20 protein-coding genes and 1 pseudogene are annotated in these 21,731 nt (G+C 69.6%); 6 read left to right on the plus strand and 15 right to left on the minus strand.

Going from position 1 to position 21,731, the window contains the following annotated elements:
- Window positions 1–6: 6 nt before the first annotated feature.
- The 6 genes from ABD151_RS14565 to casG form a co-directional block, all read right to left on the minus strand.
- Window positions 7–1,407: an amidase gene (locus ABD151_RS14565; protein ID WP_343995488.1), complete on the minus strand. Its 1,401-nt coding sequence runs from the start codon at window positions 1,405–1,407 to the stop codon at window positions 7–9.
- Window positions 1,408–1,417: 10 nt separating this feature from the next.
- Entirely contained in the window at window positions 1,418–2,404 is a 987-nt protein-coding gene (locus ABD151_RS14570; RefSeq protein WP_343995489.1) for an oligopeptide/dipeptide ABC transporter ATP-binding protein, read from the minus strand.
- 2 nt (window positions 2,405–2,406) lie between these two features.
- Window positions 2,407–3,438 (minus strand): ABC transporter ATP-binding protein, encoded by a 1,032-nt coding sequence (locus ABD151_RS14575; protein ID WP_343995490.1) that lies wholly within the window; start codon window positions 3,436–3,438, stop codon window positions 2,407–2,409.
- On the minus strand, window positions 3,435–4,526 hold the full coding sequence (locus tag ABD151_RS14580; RefSeq protein ID WP_343995491.1) for an ABC transporter permease: 1,092 nt from the start codon (window positions 4,524–4,526) through the stop codon (window positions 3,435–3,437). Before ABD151_RS14580 ends, ABD151_RS14575 begins: the two co-directional genes overlap by 4 nt.
- Complete coding sequence (locus tag ABD151_RS14585; RefSeq protein ID WP_343995492.1) at window positions 4,513–5,451, minus strand: ABC transporter permease; 939 nt, start codon at window positions 5,449–5,451, stop codon at window positions 4,513–4,515. The genes ABD151_RS14580 and ABD151_RS14585 overlap by 14 nt, the downstream gene beginning before the upstream one ends.
- 131 nt (window positions 5,452–5,582) lie before the next feature.
- Complete coding sequence (gene casG, locus ABD151_RS14590; RefSeq protein ID WP_343995494.1) at window positions 5,583–7,256, minus strand: steroid-24-oyl-CoA synthetase; 1,674 nt, start codon at window positions 7,254–7,256, stop codon at window positions 5,583–5,585.
- A 174-nt stretch (window positions 7,257–7,430) separates the two neighbouring features.
- Between casG and ABD151_RS14595 the strand changes: the two genes are divergently transcribed.
- Window positions 7,431–8,192 (plus strand): SDR family NAD(P)-dependent oxidoreductase, encoded by a 762-nt coding sequence (locus ABD151_RS14595; RefSeq protein WP_343995495.1) that lies wholly within the window; start codon window positions 7,431–7,433, stop codon window positions 8,190–8,192.
- Between the two features lie 146 nt (window positions 8,193–8,338).
- Here the strand turns inward: ABD151_RS14595 and ABD151_RS14600 are convergent, their stop codons facing one another.
- Window positions 8,339–9,691 (minus strand): HNH endonuclease signature motif containing protein, encoded by a 1,353-nt coding sequence (locus tag ABD151_RS14600; protein ID WP_343995496.1) that lies wholly within the window; start codon window positions 9,689–9,691, stop codon window positions 8,339–8,341.
- Between the two features lie 466 nt (window positions 9,692–10,157).
- On the opposite strand from ABD151_RS14600, the gene ABD151_RS14605 reads away from it, so the two are divergent.
- Complete coding sequence (locus ABD151_RS14605; RefSeq protein ID WP_343995497.1) at window positions 10,158–10,397, plus strand: hypothetical protein; 240 nt, start codon at window positions 10,158–10,160, stop codon at window positions 10,395–10,397.
- A gap of 60 nt (window positions 10,398–10,457) precedes the next feature.
- Here ABD151_RS14605 and ABD151_RS14610 read toward each other — a convergent pair whose 3' ends face one another.
- Together ABD151_RS14610 and ABD151_RS14615 are read right to left on the minus strand one after the other, a co-directional pair.
- Window positions 10,458–11,222 (minus strand): SDR family oxidoreductase, encoded by a 765-nt coding sequence (locus ABD151_RS14610; RefSeq protein WP_343995498.1) that lies wholly within the window; start codon window positions 11,220–11,222, stop codon window positions 10,458–10,460.
- On the minus strand, window positions 11,222–11,872 hold the full coding sequence (locus tag ABD151_RS14615) for a TetR/AcrR family transcriptional regulator (protein WP_343995499.1): 651 nt from the start codon (window positions 11,870–11,872) through the stop codon (window positions 11,222–11,224). The genes ABD151_RS14610 and ABD151_RS14615 overlap by 1 nt, the downstream gene beginning before the upstream one ends.
- A 189-nt stretch (window positions 11,873–12,061) precedes the next feature.
- Between ABD151_RS14615 and ABD151_RS14620 the strand changes: the two genes are divergently transcribed.
- From ABD151_RS14620 to ABD151_RS14630, 3 genes are all read left to right on the plus strand, one after another.
- Window positions 12,062–13,213, plus strand: coding sequence for a 3-ketosteroid-9-alpha-monooxygenase, oxygenase component (locus tag ABD151_RS14620; protein ID WP_343995500.1), 1,152 nt, complete (start codon window positions 12,062–12,064; stop codon window positions 13,211–13,213).
- 65 nt (window positions 13,214–13,278) lie between these two features.
- Window positions 13,279–13,545, plus strand: coding sequence for a ferredoxin (locus ABD151_RS14625; protein ID WP_343995501.1), 267 nt, complete (start codon window positions 13,279–13,281; stop codon window positions 13,543–13,545).
- Entirely contained in the window at window positions 13,542–14,333 is a 792-nt protein-coding gene (locus ABD151_RS14630; protein WP_343995502.1) for an SDR family NAD(P)-dependent oxidoreductase, read from the plus strand. Before ABD151_RS14625 ends, ABD151_RS14630 begins: the two co-directional genes overlap by 4 nt.
- A gap of 113 nt (window positions 14,334–14,446) precedes the next feature.
- Here ABD151_RS14630 and ABD151_RS14635 read toward each other — a convergent pair whose 3' ends face one another.
- The 6 genes from ABD151_RS14635 to ABD151_RS14660 all read right to left on the minus strand — a co-directional run bounded on the left by ABD151_RS14635 (window position 14,447) and on the right by ABD151_RS14660 (window position 21,324).
- Window positions 14,447–15,709: a hypothetical protein gene (locus tag ABD151_RS14635; protein ID WP_343995503.1), complete on the minus strand. Its 1,263-nt coding sequence runs from the start codon at window positions 15,707–15,709 to the stop codon at window positions 14,447–14,449.
- The gene (locus tag ABD151_RS14640) at window positions 15,709–17,175 is read right to left on the minus strand and encodes an FAD-dependent oxidoreductase (RefSeq protein WP_343995504.1); all 1,467 of its coding nucleotides are present in this window, start codon (window positions 17,173–17,175) and stop codon (window positions 15,709–15,711) included. The genes ABD151_RS14635 and ABD151_RS14640 overlap by 1 nt, the downstream gene beginning before the upstream one ends.
- The gene (locus ABD151_RS14645) at window positions 17,172–18,158 is read right to left on the minus strand and encodes a VOC family protein (protein ID WP_343995505.1); all 987 of its coding nucleotides are present in this window, start codon (window positions 18,156–18,158) and stop codon (window positions 17,172–17,174) included. The genes ABD151_RS14640 and ABD151_RS14645 overlap by 4 nt, the downstream gene beginning before the upstream one ends.
- 7 nt (window positions 18,159–18,165) lie before the next feature.
- Window positions 18,166–19,350, minus strand: a complete 1,185-nt coding sequence (locus ABD151_RS14650; protein ID WP_343995506.1) for an acyl-CoA dehydrogenase family protein — start codon at window positions 19,348–19,350, stop codon at window positions 18,166–18,168.
- A gap of 197 nt (window positions 19,351–19,547) precedes the next feature.
- On the minus strand, window positions 19,548–20,408 hold the full coding sequence (locus tag ABD151_RS14655) for an alpha/beta fold hydrolase (protein ID WP_343995507.1): 861 nt from the start codon (window positions 20,406–20,408) through the stop codon (window positions 19,548–19,550).
- 79 nt (window positions 20,409–20,487) lie between these two features.
- Complete coding sequence (locus ABD151_RS14660; RefSeq protein WP_343995508.1) at window positions 20,488–21,324, minus strand: IclR family transcriptional regulator; 837 nt, start codon at window positions 21,322–21,324, stop codon at window positions 20,488–20,490.
- 203 nt (window positions 21,325–21,527) lie between these two features.
- Between ABD151_RS14660 and ABD151_RS14665 the strand changes: the two are divergent.
- Window positions 21,528–21,731, plus strand: a pseudogene (locus ABD151_RS14665) (hypothetical protein); the annotation flags it as partial.

The following is a 21,731-nucleotide window of genomic DNA, read 5'->3' on the forward strand; positions in this document are numbered from 1 at the left end:
CAGGCGTCAGGGGGCGACCAGCGCCCACGGCCGCTCCTGCTCGACCTGCGCCGAGAGGGAGAGCAGCTTGCCCTCGTCGCCGAGGCGGCCGATCACCTGCACGCCGATCGGCAGGCCGTCGGCGTCGTGGCTCCACGGGAGCGAGACGCCCGGCTGGCCGGTGGTGTTGAAGATGCCGGTCATCGCCGAGTAGTCGCCGGCCCGCTCCCACATCGCTGCGGGGTTGGTGGTGTCGAGGACACCCAGCTCCGGGACCCGGCGCGCGATGGTCGGGGTGAGCACGAAGTCGAGCCCGGCGAACATCTGCGCGACCTGCCAGCTGGTCACCTGCAGGCCGTTGAGGGCGTCGGCGTAGTCCACCGCGCCGATGGTGCCGCGGTAGTGGTCGTACATCATCCGGGTGAACGGCTCGAGGTCGTCGTCCTTGAGCTCGCGGCCGAGCTGGGCCAGGCGGCCGTCGACCTGCGAGAGCAGGCTGACGCCCATCACCACGCCGAAGGCGCCCATGTGCTGCTCGGGGTCGTAGGTCCACGACACCGGGACGATCTCGTGACCGAGGCCGGCCAGGAACTCCGCCGCCTCCTTCGCAGCGGCGGCGCACTCGGCGTCCACCACGCCGCCGTCGGCTCGGTCGGTGACCAGGCCGATCCGCAGCGTGCCGGGCTCACGGCGCATCTGCTCGAGGAAGGTGGCCTCGGGACCGGGCGCGCCGATCAGGTCGCCGTCCAGCGGCTGCCCGCCAATGTCGAGCAGCAGTGCCGAGTCGCGCACCGAGCGGGTCAGCGCGTGGTTGATGCCCAGCGGGTAGCCCATCACGCTCGGCACCGGCGCGGCCGAGACCCGGCCACGCGACGGCTTGAGGCCGAACAGCCCGCACATCGAGGACGGGATCCGGATCGAGCCGCCACCGTCGTTGCCGTGCGCCACCGGCACGATGCCGGCCGCGACCGCACCGGCCGCACCGCCGCTGGAGCCGCCGGTGGAGTGGGTCGGCTTCCACGGGTTGCGGCTCGGACCGTGCGCCAGCGGCTCGGTGCTCGCGTTCTTGCCGAGCTCCGGGCTGTTGCTCATCCCCAGGACCACCATGCCGGCCGCCTTGTAGCGCGCCACCAGGGTGCTGTCCTCGCTCTGGACGTCGCCCTCCCACAGCCGGCTGCCCCGCGTGGTGGGCATCCCCGCCACGTTCATCCCGAGATCCTTGAACACGGTGGGCACACCGGTCAGCGGGCCGGCCGGCAGGCCGGCGTCGACGTCGGCGAGCGCCTGCTCGAACCGGTCGGCGACGAGCAGGTTGAGATCCTTCCTCGCCTCGAACCCGGCGATCGCCTGCTCGACGACCTCGCGGGCGCTGACCTCACCCGAGGCGATCGCCTCGGCGGTCGCGATCGCATCCAACGGCTGGCTCATCCGAACTCCCTCATGCCTCGACGTTGTGGCAGGCCACGAACTGGCCCGGCCGCATCTCACGCAGCTGCGGCTCCTCGGCCGCGCACTGCTCGGTCGCCAACGGGCACCGGGTACGGAACCGGCAGCCGCTCGGCGGGTTCAACGGCGACGGCAGCTCGACGGCCTTGACCGGACCACTGGGCGCGGCCGCGGCGTCGGAGGCACTGGGCACCGACGTCAGCAGCAGCTTCGTGTACGGGTGCAGGGCCTTGTTCTCCATGCCGTCGCTGGGGATCACCTCGCAGGTCTTGCCGAGGTACATCACCATCACGCGGTCGCTGATGTTCTTCACCACTGCCACGTCGTGGGCGATGAAGATCATGCTCAGGTCGTAGCGCTCACGGGTCTCCTCGAGGAGGTTGAGCACCTGCGCCTGCACCGACACGTCCAGGCTGGAGACCGGCTCGTCGCAGATCAGCACATCGGGGTCCATCGCCAGCGAGCGGGCGATGCAGACGCGCTGACACTGGCCGCCGGAGAGCTCGTGCGGACGACGGTCGCGGACGACGTCGGGGTCGAGCCCGACCGAGCGGAGCAGGTCGTCGATGAACTTCGCGCGGTCCTCGCCGGAGAAGCCCCAGATCTCCAGCCCCTCGGCGACCAGGTCCTTGACCTTGCGCCGCGGGTTCAGCGCGGAGACCGGGTCCTGCATGATCATCTGCATCTTGGCGCGCGCCTCGCGCATCGCCTTCGGCTTGAGACCGGTCAGCTCGACGTCCCCGAGCCGGACGTTGCCCGAGGTCGGCGACGGCAGCTGCATCAGGGCGCGACCGGCACTCGACTTGCCACAGCCGGACTCCCCCAGGATGCCCAGGGTCTCGCGCGGCAGCAGGTCGATGCTCAGGTCGGAGACCGCGTGCACGGTTCCGCCCGAGACCGGGAACTCCACCACCAGGTTCTCGACGGTGAGCGCCCGCTGGTCGTCGGAGCGCAGGTGTGCGGTTCCACTTCCGGCCATCGTCAGCTCACTTCCATTCGATGCGTTCCAGAGATCTGGAGCGGGTGGTAACAGGCGACTGCGCGACCCTCGGAGCCGGCGACCTTCTCCAGCTGCGGGAGCTGGCTGGTGCAGGTGGCGTCGGCGAACTTGCAGCGCGGGGCGAAGCGGCAACCGGCCGGCGGCCGGGCCATGTCCGGCGGGCTGCCGTCGATGGCGCGCAGGATGGTGTGCGGCGCGTTCTCGATCTGCGGGATCGAGGCGAGCAGCGCATCGGTGTAGGGGTGGCGCGCGGAGTCGAAGACCTCACGGGTGAGGCCCTGCTCGACGGTGCGGCCGGCGTACATCACCTGCACCCGGTCGGTGCGGCCGGCGATCGCGCCGAGGTCGTGGCTGACCAGGATGGTGGCCATGTCACGCTCTGCGGTCAGCGAGCCGAGCAGGTCGAGGATCTGCTTCTGCACGGTGACGTCGAGGGCCGTGGTGGGCTCGTCGGCGATCAGCAGGCGCGGGTCGCAGGCCAGCGCCATCGCGATCACCACGCGCTGCCGCATGCCGCCGGACATCTCGTGCGGGTACTGCGTCATCCGCCGGGCCGGCTCCGGGATGCCGACCTGCTTGAGCAGCTCGACAGCGCGGTCGGTGGCCTCCTTGCGCGAGCACTTGAGGTGGTAGCGCAGTGCCTCGGTGAGGTGGGTGCCGACCCGCTTGACCGGGTTCAGCGACGTCATCGGGTCCTGGAAGACCATCGCCACCTCGGTGCCCCACAGCTTGCGCCGGGCGGCCCGCTTCATGGCGTGCACGTCGTTGCCGGCCAAGGTGACCTTGCCGGAGATGGTGGTCCGCGAGTCGTTGGAGATCAGGCCCATCAGGGTCCGTCCGAGCACCGACTTGCCGGAGCCGGACTCGCCGACCAGGCCCAGGGTCTCGCCGGGACGCAGCGTCAGCGAGACGCCGTCGACGGCGCGGACGTCGCCACGCGGGGTGTGGAAGACGGTGCGGAGATCCTCGGCGACGAGGATCGGCGCCTTCTCGGAAACGTTGTTGGCACTCACAGCTTGGCACTCCTCGGGTCCCAGCGCTTCTGCACCTTCTCGCCCAACAGGTTGAACGAGAAGACGGTCAGGAACAAGCACAGACCGGGCACGATGACGACGAAGGGATGCTCCTCCATGACGCCGCCCTCGCCCTCGGCGATCATGTTGCCCCAGGTGGGCTCGGGGGCCTGGATGCCCAGCCCCAGGTAGGACAGCGATGCCTCGGCCACGATCAGCATCGAGACCATCACCACGCCCATGGAGAGCACCGGGAGCACGACGTTGGGCAGCAGCTCCTTGCGCAGCAGGCGCCAGCGGGTGGCGCCCATCGAGCGCGCCGCCAGCACGAACTCGCGCTGGGCGAAGGTGATCGTGTTGGCACGGGCCACCCGGATCATGCTCGGGATGGTCAGCAGCGACAGCGCGATCGACAGGTTGCGCAGGTTCGGGTCGAGCACCGTGCCCAGCGCGATCAGCAGCACCAGCGGCGGGACCGCGAGCAGGGCGTTGGAGAAGATGCCGACGATCCGGTCGGTGGCCTTGCCGAAGAAGCCGGCCACCATGCCGATCAGACCGCCGACGGTCATTCCCATCAGGATCGCGAAGAGAGCCACGATCAGCGAGGTGCGGGCACCGTAGATGGCACGGGCCAGCAGGTCGAGGCCGTAGTTGTTGGTGCCCAGTGGGTACTCCGAGCCGAGGCTCGGGCTCGCGAAGATCGGCGCGCTCAGACCCGCGGCCGAGTCGTTGTGGTTGCCCAGCGGCAGAACCGGGGCGAGCGCGGCGATGGTGATCAGCAGGATCAGCCACGCGGCACCCAGGCCGAAGACCACGTCGACCTTGCGGCCACGGATGCCCTCGGCGGTCCGGCCAAGGCCGTTGATCGCGGCGAAGATGCCGACGACGATCAGCAGCACCTTCACCAGGGTGACCAGCAGGTCGGTGGAGAGGCCGAACCCGGCCAGGGCCAGGCCGCCCACCAGGAGCGGGACGCCGGTCAGCAGCAGCTGCTTGCGTGACGGGGCGGCGTTGGACAGCTGCGACTCGGGCGCAGGAACGCTCAGCACCTCCACGGGGCTGGCGGGAGTCAGGTCAGGCTCGGGCACGGCGCGTCCTCGGGTCGAGATAGCCATAGGAGAGGTCGATGAGGGCGTTGCTGAGCACGTAGATGATCGCGATCAGCAAGACGGCGCCCTGCACCATCGGGTAGTTGCCGGTGCTGGCGGACTCGATGATGAGCCGGCCCATGCCGGGCAGCGAGAACAGGTACTCCACGATCACCGTCGAGCCGATCATCCGGCCCAGGCTGATGCCGATCACGGTGACCAGGGAGAAGGAGGAGGGACGCAGCGCGTCGCTGAACATGATCCGCAGCGGCGGCATGCCCTTGGCCCGAGCCGCGAGGATGTAGTCCTCGTGCAGCGTGGTGACCAGGTCGTTGCGCAGGATGCGGGTGTACATCGCCAGCTCCATCAGCGCGATGGTGAGCGCTGGGAGCAGCAGATGGCTGATGTTGCCGCTCAGGCTCTCCGAGGGGCGCACCCAACCGGTTCGTGGGAACCAGCCCAGCGAGTTGACGAGCACCGCGATCAGCACCAGGCCGACCAGGAACGACGGCAGCGACAGCAGACCGAAGGTGGCCGCGCCGATGACGCGGTCGATCCGGCCGCCCTCGTTGTAGGCCGACCACATGGCCAGCGGGATGGAGATGACCAGGGCCAGCACGAGGGCGGTTCCGGCCAGTTGGAAGCTCACGGGGATGGCATCCAGCAGGCGGTCCCAGACCGGCATGATCGGGGGCACGAGCGAGTCACCGAGGTCACCTCGGAGGACACCGCCCAGCCAGTCGAAGTAGCGAGTGAACAGGGGGTCGTTGAGCCCCATCTGGTCCCGCAGCGCGGCGTATTCCTCCGGCGGGCGACCCTCACCGAGCACGGCGACCGCAGGGTCACCGGGCACCAGCGAGAGGAGCGCGAACACACCGAAGCTCACCAGCAGCAGGACCGCGATCAGCTCGAGGATCCTAAGCACGAATTGGCGCAACACAGTCGAAATCTCTCATCGGCAAAGATGGCGGAATGTGATCTGTCCCACTCACCGGAAACGGGTGTTCGGAACGGGGCTCAGGCCATCGGGGCCTGGGCTTGGTGGGGCTCGCAGCGTCAGACGGAGACCGCTGTGCGGATGACCTTGCCGGTGGCGTTGCGCGGCAGCGGCTGCTCCGCGATCCGCCACACCGAAGGCACCTTGTAGTGCGCCAGACGCTCCGCGGTGTGGCCGCGCAGCTCCTGCTCGAAGACGGCGCGATCGGCGTTCGCGGACGGCTTGCCCACGACGACCGCGGCCACCTCCTGGCCGAGGTCGCTGTGGGCGACCCCCATGACCAGCACCTCGGCGACGTCGGGGTGCTCGCTGATCGCGGCCTCGACCTCTGCGGGGTAGACGTTCTCGCCACCGCGGATGATCAGGTCCGAGCGCCGGCTGGAGAGCCGGATGCGGCCCTGCTCGTCCATGCTGCCCAGGTCTCCGGTGCGCAGCCAGCGGTCCTCGGTGAAGGCGGCGGCAGTGGCCTCGGGGTTGTTCCAGTAGCCGAGCATCGCGTAGGCGGAGCGGGTGTAGATCTCCCCCTCCTCGCCGACCGGCAGGACAGCGCCGGTGGCGTCGCGAACCTCCACCTCGACGCCGATGTTCGGCCGGCCGAGGGTGCCCGGCGACTCCGCCAGGTCCATCGGCGTGGCGACGGCGATCGCCGTGCAGGTCTCGGTCATCCCGTAGGAGTCGACGAGCGCGCTGGCGAACGGGAGCTTCTCGCGCAGCTGCTGCTTGAACTGCGGGGACGACGGGGCCGAGGCCAGCGAGAACGCTGCCAGGCTGGAGGTGTCGTAGTCGTTGATGCCCTCGAAGTTGAGCAGCCGGTTGGCCATGGTGGGCACCGCACCCCAGTTGGTGACGCGGGCGTCCTGGACCAGCTTCAGCACCGCGCCGGGCTCGAAGGCACCCAGGTGGATCGCCACCGTGGAGCCGATCGAGAGGCAGGCGACGGCGATGTTGTGCAGGCTGCCGATGTGGAACAGCGGCATCGCCATCAGGTGGACCTTGTCCTGGGGCGGGACCGGGTCACCGAAGGCAGCCGAGAGAGCACCGGTGTAGCCGAGGAAGGCGGCGACACTGGCCAGGTTGCGCTGCGAGTGCACGGCGCCCTTGGGGCGACCCGAGGTGCCGGAGGTGTAGAGGATGACGGCAGGGTCGTCCTCGGCCACGTCGGCCGACGGCAGGGGCGCGTCCGGGTAGGCGGTGGCGAGCCGCTTGACATCGGCGTCGACGTCGAGGACGGGGATGTCGACGTCGAGCTCGGCGAGCTGGGCGAGGCGCTTGGTGTCGGCGAAGACCAGCTTGGGAGTGGCGTGCTCGAGCCCGTACTCGATCTCGCGGGGCGACCACCAGGCGTTGTAGCCGACGGCGATGGCGCCGATCGAGACGGTGGCCCAGAAGGCCTGGATCCAGCCGACGTTGTTGGCCGAGGCGATGGCGACCCGGTCGCCCTTCTCGATGCCGTAGTCCTCGCGCAGCGCCTGGGCGATGGAGGAGACCCGGCGGGCGTGCTCGGCGAAGCTGATGGTCTCCTCGCGGGTGACCAGGTAGGTGCGGTCGCCCTGCTCGACCGAGCGGGCGACGATCTCGTGCAGCGCACGGTGACGGTTCACGAAGACCGGGACCTCGGTGCCGAGGACCTCGGCGGGGGCCATCTCGAACGGAGCCCCCGGGCCGGTCAGTCCCGCGATCACCTTCTGCGCCGCAAGCTGGGCTGCGAGCGCCGGGTCGGTCGTGGTCTCCATCGGTGTTCCCTCCGTCAATGCTGTGTACAGGTACGGCACCCCCGTGCCGAGTAGCGAGTATGTGGCGCGGCTCACCGGCCGCGCCGAGTCATTCCCGATGACTGGGAGGGGAATGCAGCCCAGGTCACACTCTCCAACACACTGGCGCAACATCCGTACTCATCAGGAGGAGCAATGAGCGCACTGCAGGGCAAAGTCGCCCTGGTGACCGGCGCCGGTCAGGGCGTCGGACAGGGCATCGCCCTGGCGTTGGCGACCGAGGGCGTCAGCGTCGCGGTCGTCGGCCGCACCGAGGCGAAGCTGGAGACGACCTGCGAGCTGCTGCGCGAGCGCGGGGTCCAGGCCCGGCCGTACGCGCTCGACGTGCTGAAGACCGAGAGCATCGCTCCCCTGGTCGACCGGGTCGCCACCGACATGGGGCGCCTGGACATCCTGGTGAACAACGCCTACTCGGGCAATCTCGGCAAGTTGCTGGACCTGGACCTGAAGAGCTTCACCAAGGGCTACGTCTCGGGCCCGTTCGCTGCCTTCGAGTTCATGAAGGCGGCGCACCCGCACCTGGTCGCGTCCGGCGGCGGCTCGATCGTCAACCTGGTCACCTCGGCGATGGTGCGCTGGGACCTGAGCACCTACGGTGCCTACGCCTCGGCCAAGTCCGCGCTGCGCTCGTTGAGCCGCACCGCCGCGGTCGAGTGGGCCCAAGACGGCATCCGGGTCAACAGCGTCGCCCCGCACGCCCTCTCCCCCGGCCTGAAGTGGTGGACCGAGAACAACCCCGAGGAAGCCGAGGAGTTCGTCGCGGCGATCCCGATGAAGTACATCGGCGACCCCGAGACCGACATCGGTCGTGCCGTGGTGGCCCTCTGCGGCCCCGACATGCGCTACCTCACCGGCGCCACGGTTCCGCTGGACGGCGGTCAGGCCCACTTCGGCTGAGCCCCCGCACGCCTGACGACCCGCCTTCCCTCGGAAGGCGGGTCGTTCGCGTATCCGGGCACGGTGGTCGAGCCGCGCGAGCGCGTGGGGGCGCGCCGATGCCTCCGGTGACCTGGTGGCTGCCGGAGGTGGCGGGGGTGCTGTCGCTAGTCGAGCTGGATGGTGCCGAGGGCGGTGACCAGCCAGGTGTGGCCGTGCTTGTTGGTCCAGGTGTAGGTGCCGTCTCGGTTGCGGACGTAGTGCCAGCCGGCGAAGGTCTTGGCGAGGTGGTGACGGCGGCAGAGCGGCGCCAGGTTCTCGGGCCGGGTCTGGCCCGGTGGTCCGGTCTCGTTGAACGGGTCGATGTGGTCGAGGTCCGCATCGGCTGAGGATCGGGTGCAGTGCGGGAAGACGCAGTGCGGGTCCCGGAGCCGGACCTGCTCGGCCATCCAGGCTGGTGGGTCGTGGCGGTCGACGGAACCAGAGCGGTTCAGGTCGATGACCGGGGTGATCGAGGCGATGGAGCCGTGGCGCTGGAGCCAGTCGGTCAACTGCTCGATGAGGATCGGGCCGAGGCGGTCGGTGTCGGCGAGGGTGAGGTCGTCGGTGGAGAAGAGGTCGGCGAGGGTGGTGTGCACGAACACCCGTAGCCCGCGGCCCTGGCGACGCCCTTGCGGCACCGTCTCGCTTCCCCCGCCGCCGGTGTCGCCTGCGGCCTCGTAGTCCAGCGTGCCCTGCTGCTCTGCGATGCTGCCCAAGGCCTTGGCCTTGCGCTGACCGAGGGTGTCCGTGTCACCCGCGCGCTTCAACTTCTCCGCCTCGTCGCAGACCAGGTCGTGGAACCGCGCCAGATCCAAGGAGTCACCGACTACGTCGAGAGTCGAGGTGCCCGAGGCGGAACGGTCGGGCCCGTAGCGGTGGTTCAGGCTGACGTCCCAGTCCGCTTTGGTGAGCGGCCCGGTCGTGTCGCGGACCAGCTCCGGGTGGAACTTCGCCACCGCCATCGCCAAGGTGCGTTCGATGGTCGGCCAGCCGTACCGCTCGCCGTCCGCCAGCGTCTGGTCGAACCACGTGGCCGCTTCACTCGAGAGCTTGCGGGTCAGCTCCGCGACCCGGCGAGCCTTCCAGCCCGGCACCTCCAGCAGCTCGACCTGCGCCCACAACAGCGGCAGCCGGTGGTGCAGATCCAGCGCGTCGGCCAACAACGAGAGCGCCGCATAACGGGAGACACCCGATGCCGCCGCGAACTCCTCCGCCGCGAACGCCGCCACCGCAGGCGTTCCCTCACCACCGAGGAAGTCGTCCAGATCCAAGGATGCGAACGCGGCGTCGTCACACCACGAAGCCGACGAACCACCAGGAACGACGGGGTTCACCACGCACCACTGGTGCGCCAGCCGCAGCTGCTGCCGCCCCAGCACGAGCGCCGAGTGGCGGCCCTCCGAGATCACCGCAAGCAAGCACCCCGCATCGAGGTCACTGACCTCATACGGAGTGTGCGCGGCGTCGATCTCGATCATGCGAACAGTCCATCAGGCACCTCCGACAGTAAGACTGGGGACGCCCGGGCCGTCATAGGCTGCACCCACGAAGCGAAGCGGACCACAGGGAGGCCCCATGGCGGAGGCATGGACGGTCCGGTGGGCTCCGGGCAAGGGGCAGGCCGCGGAACCTGTCGGCACCGTGCTGATGCTCCCGGGGCGAGCGTCATCCTGCGAGAGCTCGCTCCTCGCTCGAACGACACTGGCCTTGCAGGCCGCCCCCTGGGCAGTGGTCCAAGCGGCGTGGACGCTGCCCACGCTCCCTGAGGCACCCCGATCCTTCGTCGAGGGCGCCGCCCGCCTACTGGACCGGACGAAGCGCACACCCGGACCAGTCCTCGTCGTCGCCAAGTCGTTGGGCACCTTGAGCGCGCACTGGGCAGCCGAGCGCGGGTACCCCGCTGTCTGGCTGACGCCGCCGCTCAAGGCCGTCGGCCTCCACCCCATGCCAACGGAGAGCCGGGAGCTGGCCCACCGGCTTCGCAGCTATCCCGAGGCGAGCCTCACCGTGGGAGGCATGGCGGACGACCTGTGGAGCCCGGGCTTCCGCAGCACCGGCCAGGTGCTCGAGATCCCCGGCGCCGACCACCAACTGGAGGACACCGATCGGCACCCGTCCGTACGCCGGCACGAGGAGGTTGCAGCCGCCGTGGCCCAGTTCGCCACTGGACTGCTCGAGGAGTGACCAGATGCCGAAGGCCCGGAAGCACCCCCGTGCTCCGGGCCTACGACGTCGTGGGGCGACTCAGAAGTGGTCGGCCGGGCGGAGAGTCACCTCGGCGCCGGAGTCCACGAAGATGATCTGTCCGGTCATCTTGGTGTTCTCCGCAGCCACCAGCCACAGCAGCGCCTGGCCGATCTCAGCGGCAGAGGCGTAGCCACCGAGCGGCGACGGGACGGCGGCGTCCATGATCGCCTTCATCTTCGGGTCGGCGATCAGCGCGTCGGTCATCGGAGAGAGCACGACGCCAGGGGCGATCGCGTTCATCGGCACGCCCGCACCGGCGAAGGCCGGGGTACCGGCATTGCGGCGCATCCACTGCACCAGAGCGAACTTGGTGGAGGGGTAGATCGCCTGCACGCGCTCGACCTTGCCGGCAGCCTCGACCGCGGCCTCCTCGTCGCCCGCCAGCAACGCCTCGACGGTGGCGGCGTCCGACGGCTGGGTCGCCGAGATCGACGCGACCAGCGCGACCTTGCCACCCGAGGCGGTGATCGCGGGCAGCAGCCCCTCGACCAGCTCGGTGGTGCCGAAGAAGTTGACGTTGACCTGCATGGTCGAGTTGTTGCTCAACCCAGCGCAGGTGATCAGACCGTCGATCTGGCCGTCGGTGGCCTCGAGGATCTTCGCCACAGCCTCGCTGCGCCCCGCCGGCGTGGAGAGGTCGGCGATGACCTCGACGTCGCGCAGGTCCACGCCGATCGCCACGTCACCGCGAGCGCGGATCAGCGCGACGGTAGCCGCACCGATGCCCGAGGCTGCTCCGGTGACCACAATCTTGCGACTCATCAATTCTCCATTCGATCCAGTACGGGCGAGCTCCCGAGCGGAGGGGCGGGGTCATAGGTGGGACCGAGCAGCAGCTTCGACGTCAGCCGGATGTCGTCCTCGCACTCCTGCATGGTGATCACGTCGTTGAGCACCGAGACCAGCACGCCGTACCAGGCCTGCTCGATCAACCGCACCAACCGCTTGTCCTGCGGCGTCGGGTCCTCGGTGCCCAGCGCACGGTGCAGCACCACGTGGAAGGCCTGACTCGCGCTGCTGCCCTCCCGCCCGACACTCAGCTGGGCCGAGTTGTTGGCGTGCAGCATCGCCGTCGCCAACAGCGGACGCTCCAGCATCGTGCGACTGGCCACGACCAGGATCTCTGCCACGGCCTCCGACGGCAGCAGACCGTCAGCGGGCGCCGGTGCCGACGACAGCCGGTGGACCTGGCTGTTCATCAACCCCACGAACAGGTCGTTCTTCGACGGGAAGTACCGATACAGCGTGGCGATCGCGACGCCGGCCTCCTTGGCCACGTCGTTCATCTGCATCCGGTCCGAGCCGTGCTTGGAGCCTAGGCGTGCGGCAGCGCGCAGGATCCGCGCATACCGCTCCTTCTGTTCTGCGGAGACCGGCTGAGCCGGCTCACGATCCCCCGCGATCCGAGGCACCTCGACCCCATTCCTCTCTCCAGGGCTCACCGCCCGAGACATCTGTGTCTCGGGTCACAACATGCAGTGTCGAGCCTGACACACCAGGCTCAGGCTTACCTACCGCTCAGTGGGATTCTCAGGGGGTCCAGTTCGTGGACCCGGGCCAAACTCGCAGTCAAGCAACACTGGCCCCAGGAAAGGTGTGTCATGACCACGAGCAAGAACGAGACCGAGGTTCGTCTGATCGAGAACGACTCACTGCCGACCCGCTTCGCGCGCGGGTGGCACTGCATCGGTCTCGAGCGTGACCTCGCCGACGGCAAGCCGCACCAGATCAACGGCTTCGGTCAGAAGCTCGTGGTCTTCGCCGGCGAGGACGGCGAGATCAACGTACTCGATGCCTACTGCCGCCACATGGGCGGTGACCTCTCCCAGGGCACGGTCAAGGGCAACGAGATCGCCTGCCCGTTCCACGACTGGCGCTGGGGCGGCGACGGCAAGTGCAAGTCCATCCCCTACGCCCGCCGGGTTCCGCTGCGTGCCCGCACCGCCTCCTGGCCGACGATGGTCCAAGACGGCATGGTCTTCGTCTGGAACGACCCGCAAGGCAACCCGCCGCCGGCCGACGTGACCATCCCCCGGATCCCGCAGGTTGCCGCCGAGAACTGGACCGACTGGAACTGGACCCAGATCACCATCGAGGGCTCCAACTGCCGCGAGATCGTGGACAACGTCGTCGACATGGCGCACTTCTTCTACATCCACTACTCGTTCCCGACGTACTTCAAGAACGTCTTCGAAGGCCAGAGTGCCTACCAGTACATGAACGGCGACGGCCGCGAGGACGTCCGCCCGCCCAAGCCGTCGAAGAGCAACCCCGCCGTCATGGGCACCACCTCCGTCGCCGCGTACCACGGCCCGTCGTTCATGATCGACGAGGTCACGTACCACTACGAGGACATGGACGTCGACACCATCCTCATCAACTGCCACTACCCGATCGACGAGAACAACTTCGTGCTCATGTACGGCGTCATCGTGGAGCAGAAGGAGGGCGTCACCGCCGAGGAGGCCGAGCTGATGGCCGCCAAGACGGCGAAGTTCATCAAGTACGGCTTCGAGCAGGACGTCGCGATCTGGAACAGCAAGGCCCCGATCGACAACCCGCTGCTGTGCGAGGAGGACGGCCCGGTCTACCAGCTGCGTCGCTGGTACCAGCAGTTCTACGTCGACGTCGAGGAGGTCACTCCCGAGATGACCGAGCGGTTCGAGTTCGAGATCGACACCACCCGGCCCAACGAGGCCTGGCGCGCCGAGGTCGCCGAGAACATGGCCGCCCGCCAGGCGGCTCAGTCCTGATGACCGCCGAAGGCGTAGCGAAGCCCCGACCGCCACGGCCCGACGTCCGCCTGGACGACGGGCCGATGGCTCCGGTCGAGTGCTCCGCCTGCGGCGCCTGCGTCGAGGTGCGCAAGAGCAGCTGGGACCAGACCTCCATCCAGTGGCACGCCGACGCTCTGGCTCGGTGCGAGGAGCGCAACAACCCGCTCCCCCGCACCGAGCGTCCCAACCGCAACGCGTTCCTCGGTTGCGGCAAGCTCAAGGAGTCGGTGCGTGAGGCCGCGGTCCGTGGCCGCATCGAGATCCAGGACGAAGACCCCCTGAAGATCAACCCGGAAGGACACAAGTGACCGACCTCGCCAAGTACGGCCCCTGGGCCGTCATCGCTGGTGGCTCCGAGGGCGTCGGCGCCGAGTTCGCCGACCAGCTCGCAGCCGATGGCTTCAACCTCCTGCTGATCGCCCGCAAGCGGGGCCCGCTCGAGGAGACCGCCGCCAAGGTCCGCGAGCGTGGCGTCGAGGTCCGCACCGTGGCCGCCGACCTGACCAAGCCCGAGTCGATCACCGCGATCACCGAGGCGACCGCCGACGTCGAGGTCGGCCTGCTGGTCTACAACGCCGGCGCGAACAGCTACGGCGGTGCGTTCCTGAACGGCGAGCTCGCCGGCTTCCAGGGCGTGATCGACCTCAACGTGACCGCGATGCTCGCGCTGGTCCACCACTACGCGCCGAAGATGAAGGACCGCCAGCGCGGCGGCATCCTGCTCATCGGCTCGCTGGCCGGCTACGTCGGCTCGTCCTCGGAGAGCATCTACGGCGGCGCCAAGGCGTTCAGCAAGATCTTCGCCGAGGGCCTGTGGGCGGAGCTGCGCGAGCACAACGTGGACGTCTGCGAGTTCGTGCTGGGCCTGACCCGCACGCCCGCGATGATCCGCGCCGGCCTGAACTTCGACATCCCCGGCGTCAACGTCACCGAGCCGGTCGACGCCGCCCGCGAGGGTCTCGCCGCGCTGCCCGACGGTCCGGTCCGGATCATGCCGGGCAACGAGAAGGTCGTGGAGATGCGCTCCACCAGCGACCGCGCCAAGCTGGTCCTGGGCACCGAGAAGATGATGAAGATGATGGTGCCCCACCACTGAGCTGCCGCAACCACGGCACCGCGATGGCCGGCACATCCCCCGGCTCCCGCACGCACGAGGCCCGCTGAGAGAACATCCGTTCTCAGCGGGCCTCGTGCCGTTGGACGACGAGCTCAGCCCAGGCGGCGGGCGAACGCGGCTGCGCGACGACGCAGCTGGTCGGCACGCTGCTGCGCGCTGACCTGATGCTCGGGACCGAACCGGTCCGCGGCCTCGGCGAGCGGCACCAGCTCGGTGGAGCGCACCGGCGGTGCCTCGGCGTCCAGGGTGCCGCCCTGCCAGCGGGCGGTGATCAGCCCGGCGTCCAGGCCCCCGGTGTCCAGCCAGTTGTGCACGCCCGGGTCGGCCGGGCCCACCCAATAGGTGATCGTGCCGTCCGGATTGGCCAGTGCCTGACGGTTGTTCAGCCCACCCAGCGCATCGACCGCAGGCCGGGTGACACCCCACGGGTCGGTGACCTCGAAGCCGAGGTAGTCACAGCCGCCCGGGTCCAGGGTGACCAGCAGCCCCTCCCCTGCGCCCAGCGCGAAGGGCGCGGCCACCGAGGCGCCGAAGGGCCGCCCGACCGGCTGTGGCAGCCGGTTGGCCGGCCGCGGGCCGTAGAGCAGCTCGTTGTTGTAGGCCAGCCAGTAGCGGCTCAGCCGCTCCGTGTTCGCGACCGCGATCTCGACCAGCTCCGCCCGGCTCTGCGCGGGCGGGGCTTCGGGGCCAGCGATCCGCTCGATCTCCAGGTGCAGCGGCTCCTGGGTCTCCCAGTCGGTCAAGGCGTCCCGGACCAGCAGCCAGGTGCTGGTCGGCGCGGAGACCAGGTGGTACGCGCTGCCGGGCACGGGCTCTGGGCCCACGGTCACCTCGAAGCGCCCCTCGGCGTCCGGGGTGACCTGGTGCGAGAGCAGCACCGAGGCGATCGCGGCACCCTCGCGGGTGACCGGACCATCCGCCTCCGGCTGGCCGTAGCAGATGAAGGAGAACTGCGCGGCGGGCCGTGGCGGCACCTGCACCGAGATCCGGTAGCTGGAGACGCCGTCGATGGCGGTGCGCCGGTGCACGTTATCGGGGTTGTCGATGCCGTAGCCGGAGTTCGGGACCGCCAGCCCCGGCCAGGCGTGTGCGGCGCAGGCCGACCACAGGAAGGCGGGCCGGGACGGGTCCGAGACCAGGGCGTGCTGCACCGCAGCCGCAGTGATCGACGCCGCAGCGTCGGCCGCACTGGCGATGCCGGCGGCACTCCGCCCGCAGAACGGGTCGCCCAGGTAGAGCTGCTCGACCCGATCGCGCGCCTCGATCAGCGCCGGATCGGCGAGCAGCTCGACCAGCAGCGCGTCGCGGTTGACCTGCTCGGAAGTGGCAAGGGCGGAGCGCGACGCGCCGCTCATCAGGCGCCTGCGTCCTGGACGGCGCGGGCGGCGTGGACGCCGGCCCGGCGTCCGAAGAAGGTCCCGTCGCCCAGCGACGTTCCGGAGATGTAGCCCTCGCCGTGCATGCTGGACGACGCCCGGCCGGCCGCGTACAGCCCCGGCACCACGCCGCCGCCGATGCTCAGCACCTGGCCGTCGAGGTCGGTGGCCAGGCCGCCGAGGGTGAACCCGGAGAAGCCGGTGCCCTTCGCGTCGCCGCCACCGAACGAGATCCGCGGGTCCACCGCGGCCCACGGGCCCTCCAGCGGACGGATCCACTTGGCGTCCTTGTGGTAGAGCGGGTCGGTGCCGCTCTCGGTGGCGTGCCTGTTGTAGGCGGCCACGGTGGCCTCCAGCGAGCCCGGCGGCAGACCGAGATCGGCCTCCAGCTCGGCCAGCGTCTCCGCGGCGTAGCTGGGTCGCACGCCCCACAGGTCGGCGGGCGGGACGTCGTCGAAGCCGGCCTCGTCCAGGATCACCCAGCACGGGCCGGGCTGGTGCAGCGCAGCGTGGCTGAACAGGCCCGGGTAGACGTCCTCGTTGATGAAGCGGTTGCCCTGGCCGTTGACCAGCATGCCGCGGCAGACCATCGCCGGCAGCGCCGTGTAGGCGGCCTCCACGAAGCCCATCCGCCGGGTCTGCGCGCCGATCGCCATGCCCATCTCGATGCCGCTGCCGTCGTCGCCGCCGTCGCTGACCTTGCCGTGGCCGAGCAGCACCGGGGCGTGGTCGGCGAGCATCTGCTCGTTGTCGACGAAGCCGCCGGTGGTCAGCACGACCGCCTTGGCGCGGTAGCTGACGTCGTTGCCGAACTTGCGCGCCGTCACGCCGACGACGCGGTCGCCGTCGAGGATCAGCGAGAGCGCCTTGGTGTCGGTGTGCGTCTCGGCGCCCAGCGAATCGCAGGTGGCACTCAGTGCCGCCATCACCGCGTGACCGCCGAAGCCGGTGGCAGCCGGGCGGTGGCCGCGCGGCACGGGGCGCGCGATCTCGTTGTAGGGCCAGGCGTTCTCGCCCAGCCACATCAGGCCGTCCTTGGTCGGCGGCATCCAGGTGGGCGCGTCGTAGAGCGACTCGACGAACTCGACGCCGCACGCGCGGAACCACTCGAACAGCTCGACCGAGCCGTCGCAGTAGAGCCGGATCTTCTCCAGGTCCGCGTGCGGGCCCAGAGCCTTGCTCAGGTAGGCGAACATGTTGTCCGCGTCGTCGTCGGAGAAGCCGCAGGCCTTCTGCAGGGCCGTGCCACCGCCCAGGTACAGCTCGCCACCGGACTGGGCCGAGGAGCCGCCCGAGCCGCTGTAGCGCTCCAGCAGGATCACCGACGCACCCGCGCGCCGAGCCTCGATCGCGGCGGCGGCTCCGGCACAGCCGTGCCCCACCACCAGGACGTCGACCTCATGGTCGAAGCTCTCGATCTCGCTCAGCTGGACGGGCTTGGTCACTGATCACTCCTAGGCGGGGTAACGGGACGGAAGGGTGCGGTGGTGGTCCAGGTGTGGCCCCAGTAGCTGGGGCGGGTGATCTCCTCGGAGGTGTACGACGTCTCGTCGACCCGGACGCCGTCCGTGCCGTACTGGATGTCCCAACCGCCGGGCACCCGGACGTAGAAGGAGACCATGCGGTCGTTGGTGTGCCGCCCGAGCGTCGAGGAGAGCGAGAAGCCCGAGACGTTGACGGCGTCGAGTGCCATCCCGACCGCGTCGAGCGAGTCGACCTCGAGGCCGAGGGCGAGCACGCCGGGGCCGTGGCCGACCGGCGCCGGGCACAGCGCGAGGCTGTGGTGTCGCTGGTTGACGCCGAGGAAGCGGATCCGCTCCGGCGGCTCGTGCAGCGACGGGTCGGAGAGCGCGGCGTCGGCGGCCGCGTGCGGTGCCGACTCCGACTTGCCCCAGGCCGATCCGAGACGGATCGCGCCGCGGGGCAGGAAGCCGAGCACCTCGGTATAGAAGGTGACCGACTCCTCCACGTGGACGCTGGGAAGGACCACGTGGCCCATCCCGACGTCCGCGGTGGCGAAGCGCTGACCGTGCGCGGTCAGCACCGGACGATGATCGAGGACCGGCCCGAAGAAGACCTCGACGGGCGAGCCCGACGGGTCGGCGAACCGGATGCCGGCCTCGATCTGACGCTGTGCGCACTCGACCGGGTCGAGCTCGCGTACCGGGGTGCCCGAGGCACCCAGAGCCCGGCCGACGGCGGCGAGCGCGAACTGGTCGCGCACCTCCCAGCCGACGGCGAGCAGCTTGTCGACGTCGCCCGGAAGGACGACGAGGCGCGAGCTGCGCTCGTCCATCCGCAGGTGCAGGCCCTCGGACATCGGGCCCGGCACCTCCTGGAGGCCGAGGGACCTGACCGCCAGCTCGCGCCAGCGGTCGACGTCCCGGCTCTGGACCCGGAGATATCCGAGGCCCCGGATGTGCGTCATGTCATCCTCAGATCATGGCCAGCATGGGGCCGTTCGGCGGGGTCACGTCGAGCTCGGTGAGAGCGGTGGCGTGGAAGACCGAGCCGGGCACGTGGATGGCGTGCACCAGGCCCATGTGACCGTCGCGCCAGAAGCGCTGGATCGGGTTGTCCATCCGCATCCCGTTGCCACCGGAGCGGGCGACGATCTCGTCCATCGCCCGGACCGCGCGCCAGGCAGCGGCGACCTGGGTGCGACGCGACGCGGCACGGTCGGCCAGGCTGACCGGGGTGCCCTTCTCCGCCATGTCGTAGAAGCGGCTCACGTTCTCGATGATCGCGGTGCGCGAGGCCTTGATCTCCTCGGCCGCGGCGCTGATCGCGAAGAGCACGTACGGGTCGTCCTTGACCTTGGTGCCGGTGATCTGCACGCGGGTCTTCTGGTAGGCGAGGTGGCTGGCCAGCGCACCCTCGGCGATGCCGATCACGGCCGAGGTGATGCCCAGCGGGAAGGCGGTGCTGAACGGGAGGTGGTACAGCGGGTTGGTCAGGCCGGCCTCACGCGGCTGCGAGCCGTCGATCAGCTTGTTGTAGGCGATCACGCGGGCCGCGGGGATGAAGGCGTCCTTGACGATGATGTCCTTGGAGCCGGTGCCACGCAGGCCGACGACGTCCCAGCTGTCCTCGACGATCTCGTAGTCCGAGCGCGGCAGGATCACGTGGTAGGACTGCGGCGGCATGGCGACCTTGCCGTCGGCGTCGCCGAGCATGGCGCCCAGGAAGATCCAGTCACAGTGGTCGGTGCCCGACGAGAACTGCCAGCGACCGTTGAAGATGTAGCCGCCGTCGACGGGCTTCAGCACGCCCATCGGCGCGTAGGGCGAGGCGACCCAGACGTCGTTGTCCTTGCCCCAGATCTCCTCCTGGGTGCCGGCGTCCGCCATCGCCATCTCCCAGGGGTGGATGCCGACGATGCCGGCCACCCAACCGGTCGAGCCGTCCAGGGAGGCGAGCTTCATGACGGCCTGCGCGAACTCCGCGGGGTGGGCCTCGGCGCCGCCGTACTTGGCCGGCTGCAGCATCTTGATGACGCCGTTGGCACGCAGCAGCTCCGCCGACCGGTCGGTCAGCTTGCCGAGCTTCTCGTTGGCGGGGCCGTTGGCTGCAAGCTCCTCAGCCTGGGCCTCGATGGCCTCGAGGACGGGGTTCGTCACGGGGGGTCCTCCACAGTTCTTCAACACCGGGCCGATTCCCGGTGTCGCCAGATTCCCAGCGCGCCACCACCGAACGCCACAGCCCCTCCCAGTGATCGGGAAGGGCTGCAGGTGCTGCTGAGGGATAGTCCCTGACGTTTTCGTGGTCGACACGCCGTGGAAACCACGAAAACGTCAGGGACTATCTGGAGGGTTCATCAATCCTGACGCAGCAGGAACGCCAGGACGGCGGCCTCCCAGGCCGCCTTCTGCTCGATCATCACCCAGTGGCCACAGTTCGGGAACACGTGGACCTCGACGTCGGGGATGGTGCGCATCGGCAGCAACATCATGTCGACCGGGCTGACCCGGTCGTCGCGGCCCCAGGTGATCAGGGTGCGGGCCTTGATCTTGTGGAACTCGGCCCAATAGGGCGGCTCGGGCGAGGCGGCCTGGAACGCCTCCATCGCCTCCATCGCGGCGCGCGAGTACATCATCCGGGCGGCCTTGAGGGTGGACGGCTCGGTGGCCTGCTCCCAGCGGGCCTCGATCATCTCCTCGGTCACCATCTTGCGGTTGTAGACCATGGAGTTCAGCCACTGCACGAGACGCTCGCGGTTCGGGTCGTCGGTGAAGTCCATCAGCAGCTGCAGGCCCTCGCCCGGCGCCGGGCTGAGCAGGTTCTTGCCGATGCCACCGACGGTGACCAGGCGGCGCACGCGGTCGGGCTGCGCCATCGCGAACCGGCCGCCGACGATGCCGCCCATCGAGTTGCCGACGATGTCCACCGTCTCCAGGCCCAGCCCGTCGAGGAAGTCGCCGACCGCCGGCATCGCTGCCGCCATCGGGTGCTTGTCGACCGGGTCGCTGACGCCGAAGCCCGGGAACTCCAGGATCAGGCAGCGGAAGTGCTGGGAGAACGTGGCCAGGTTGTCGGCGAAGTTGCGCCATCCGGTGACGCCGGGGCCGGAGCCGTGCAGCATCAGCAGCGGGGGCGCGTCGGCCGGTCCCGCCTCGTGGTAGCGCAGCACTCCGCGCTCGGTGGCCAGCTCACGCAAGGTCTCTTCTCGATTGAACACGCGCTCAATCTAGGGGGGAACGAAACCGACCACCGGGAAATTCCCGGTGGTCGGTCCTGAAACTTGCGCAATCGCGCGATCAGTGAGCGCTGACGATGCGGTTCCGGTTGGGGCCGGTGGCCAGGTCTCCGAAGAGGTCCTGGGAGATCCGGCGGGCGGCGTCCACGACCAGCGGGGCGACGCGCTCCAGGGGCATGCTGGCCTCGCCGACGATGGAGACGGCGCCGACCGGGCCACGCGGGCCACGGATGGCGGCGGCCGCACAGGCGATGTTCTCGAAGCACTCGCCCATCTCGAGCGCGAGACCGTGCCGCGAGCGGATCCGGCCCAGCTCGAGGTGCAGGTCGCCGAGCTCGGCGATGGTGCGCGGGGTGCGGCTGCTCATGTGGTCGGCCAGCAGGAGGTCGACCTCCTCCGGCTCGATCCAGGCGAGCATCGCCTTGCCGAGGCCGGTGCAGTGGGCGGGCGCCCAGCCACCGACGCGCGACGGCGCGATCGCGGCGAAGCGACCGCCCATCTTGTCGAGGTAGTGGACCTGGTGGCCGACCAGCACGCCGAGGTGGACGACGGCGCCGGTGCGCAGCAGCATGTCGTGCAGGTAGGGCGCAGCGGCGGCGCGGAGCTCGCTGTGGTCGCCGGCCCCTCCGCCGAGCGAGAGCGAGCGGCGGCCGAGGCTGTAGCCGAACGAGGTGTGTGCCAGCCAGTCCAGGCGGACCAGCTGGTCGAGGATCCGGTGCGCCGTCGAGCGGGGCAGGTTGGTGATCCGGGCAACGTCTTCGAGCGTATGGCGGCTGTCGCGGCCCTGGAACACGTCCAGGATCAGCGTCATCCGCTCCACCATCGACGGCGGCAGGTCACGACGTGCACCTGCGGCGGCCTCGGCGGACTCCATGGCGGTCTCGGGGGCGATCGTCATGGTCTCTCCCTCCAGCTCTCAGTCACAAAACTGAAATGAATTCTGCCCCCGACAGTAACGCGCCTCACGTCCCAAGGGAAGCCCTGGACTGAAATTGATTCTAGGGAAAATCCCTCTCACTCGTTCCGATCAACGGGACCCGTCGCCCCACCGTCGTCCGCCGAGTCCTTTGATGGAAGACCCCGACCTCTCAAGGAGTCACCATGCGTCTGGGGCTCAACAGCCCGCTGGTCACCGCCTTCCCCGGCCAGCACTCCCCCTGGGAACGCTCGGCAGGGATCGCCGAGCTGACCGCCGTCGCCGAGGCCGCCGACCGGCTCGGATTCGACTACCTGACCTGCTCCGAGCACGTCGCCGTCCCGGCCGAGATCGCCGCCCAGCGCGGTGGCACCTACTGGGACCCGCTG

Origin of the sequence: Nocardioides dubius, assembly GCF_039528155.1 — a bacterium.
Taxonomy (GTDB): Bacteria; Actinomycetota; Actinomycetes; order Propionibacteriales; family Nocardioidaceae; genus Nocardioides; species Nocardioides dubius.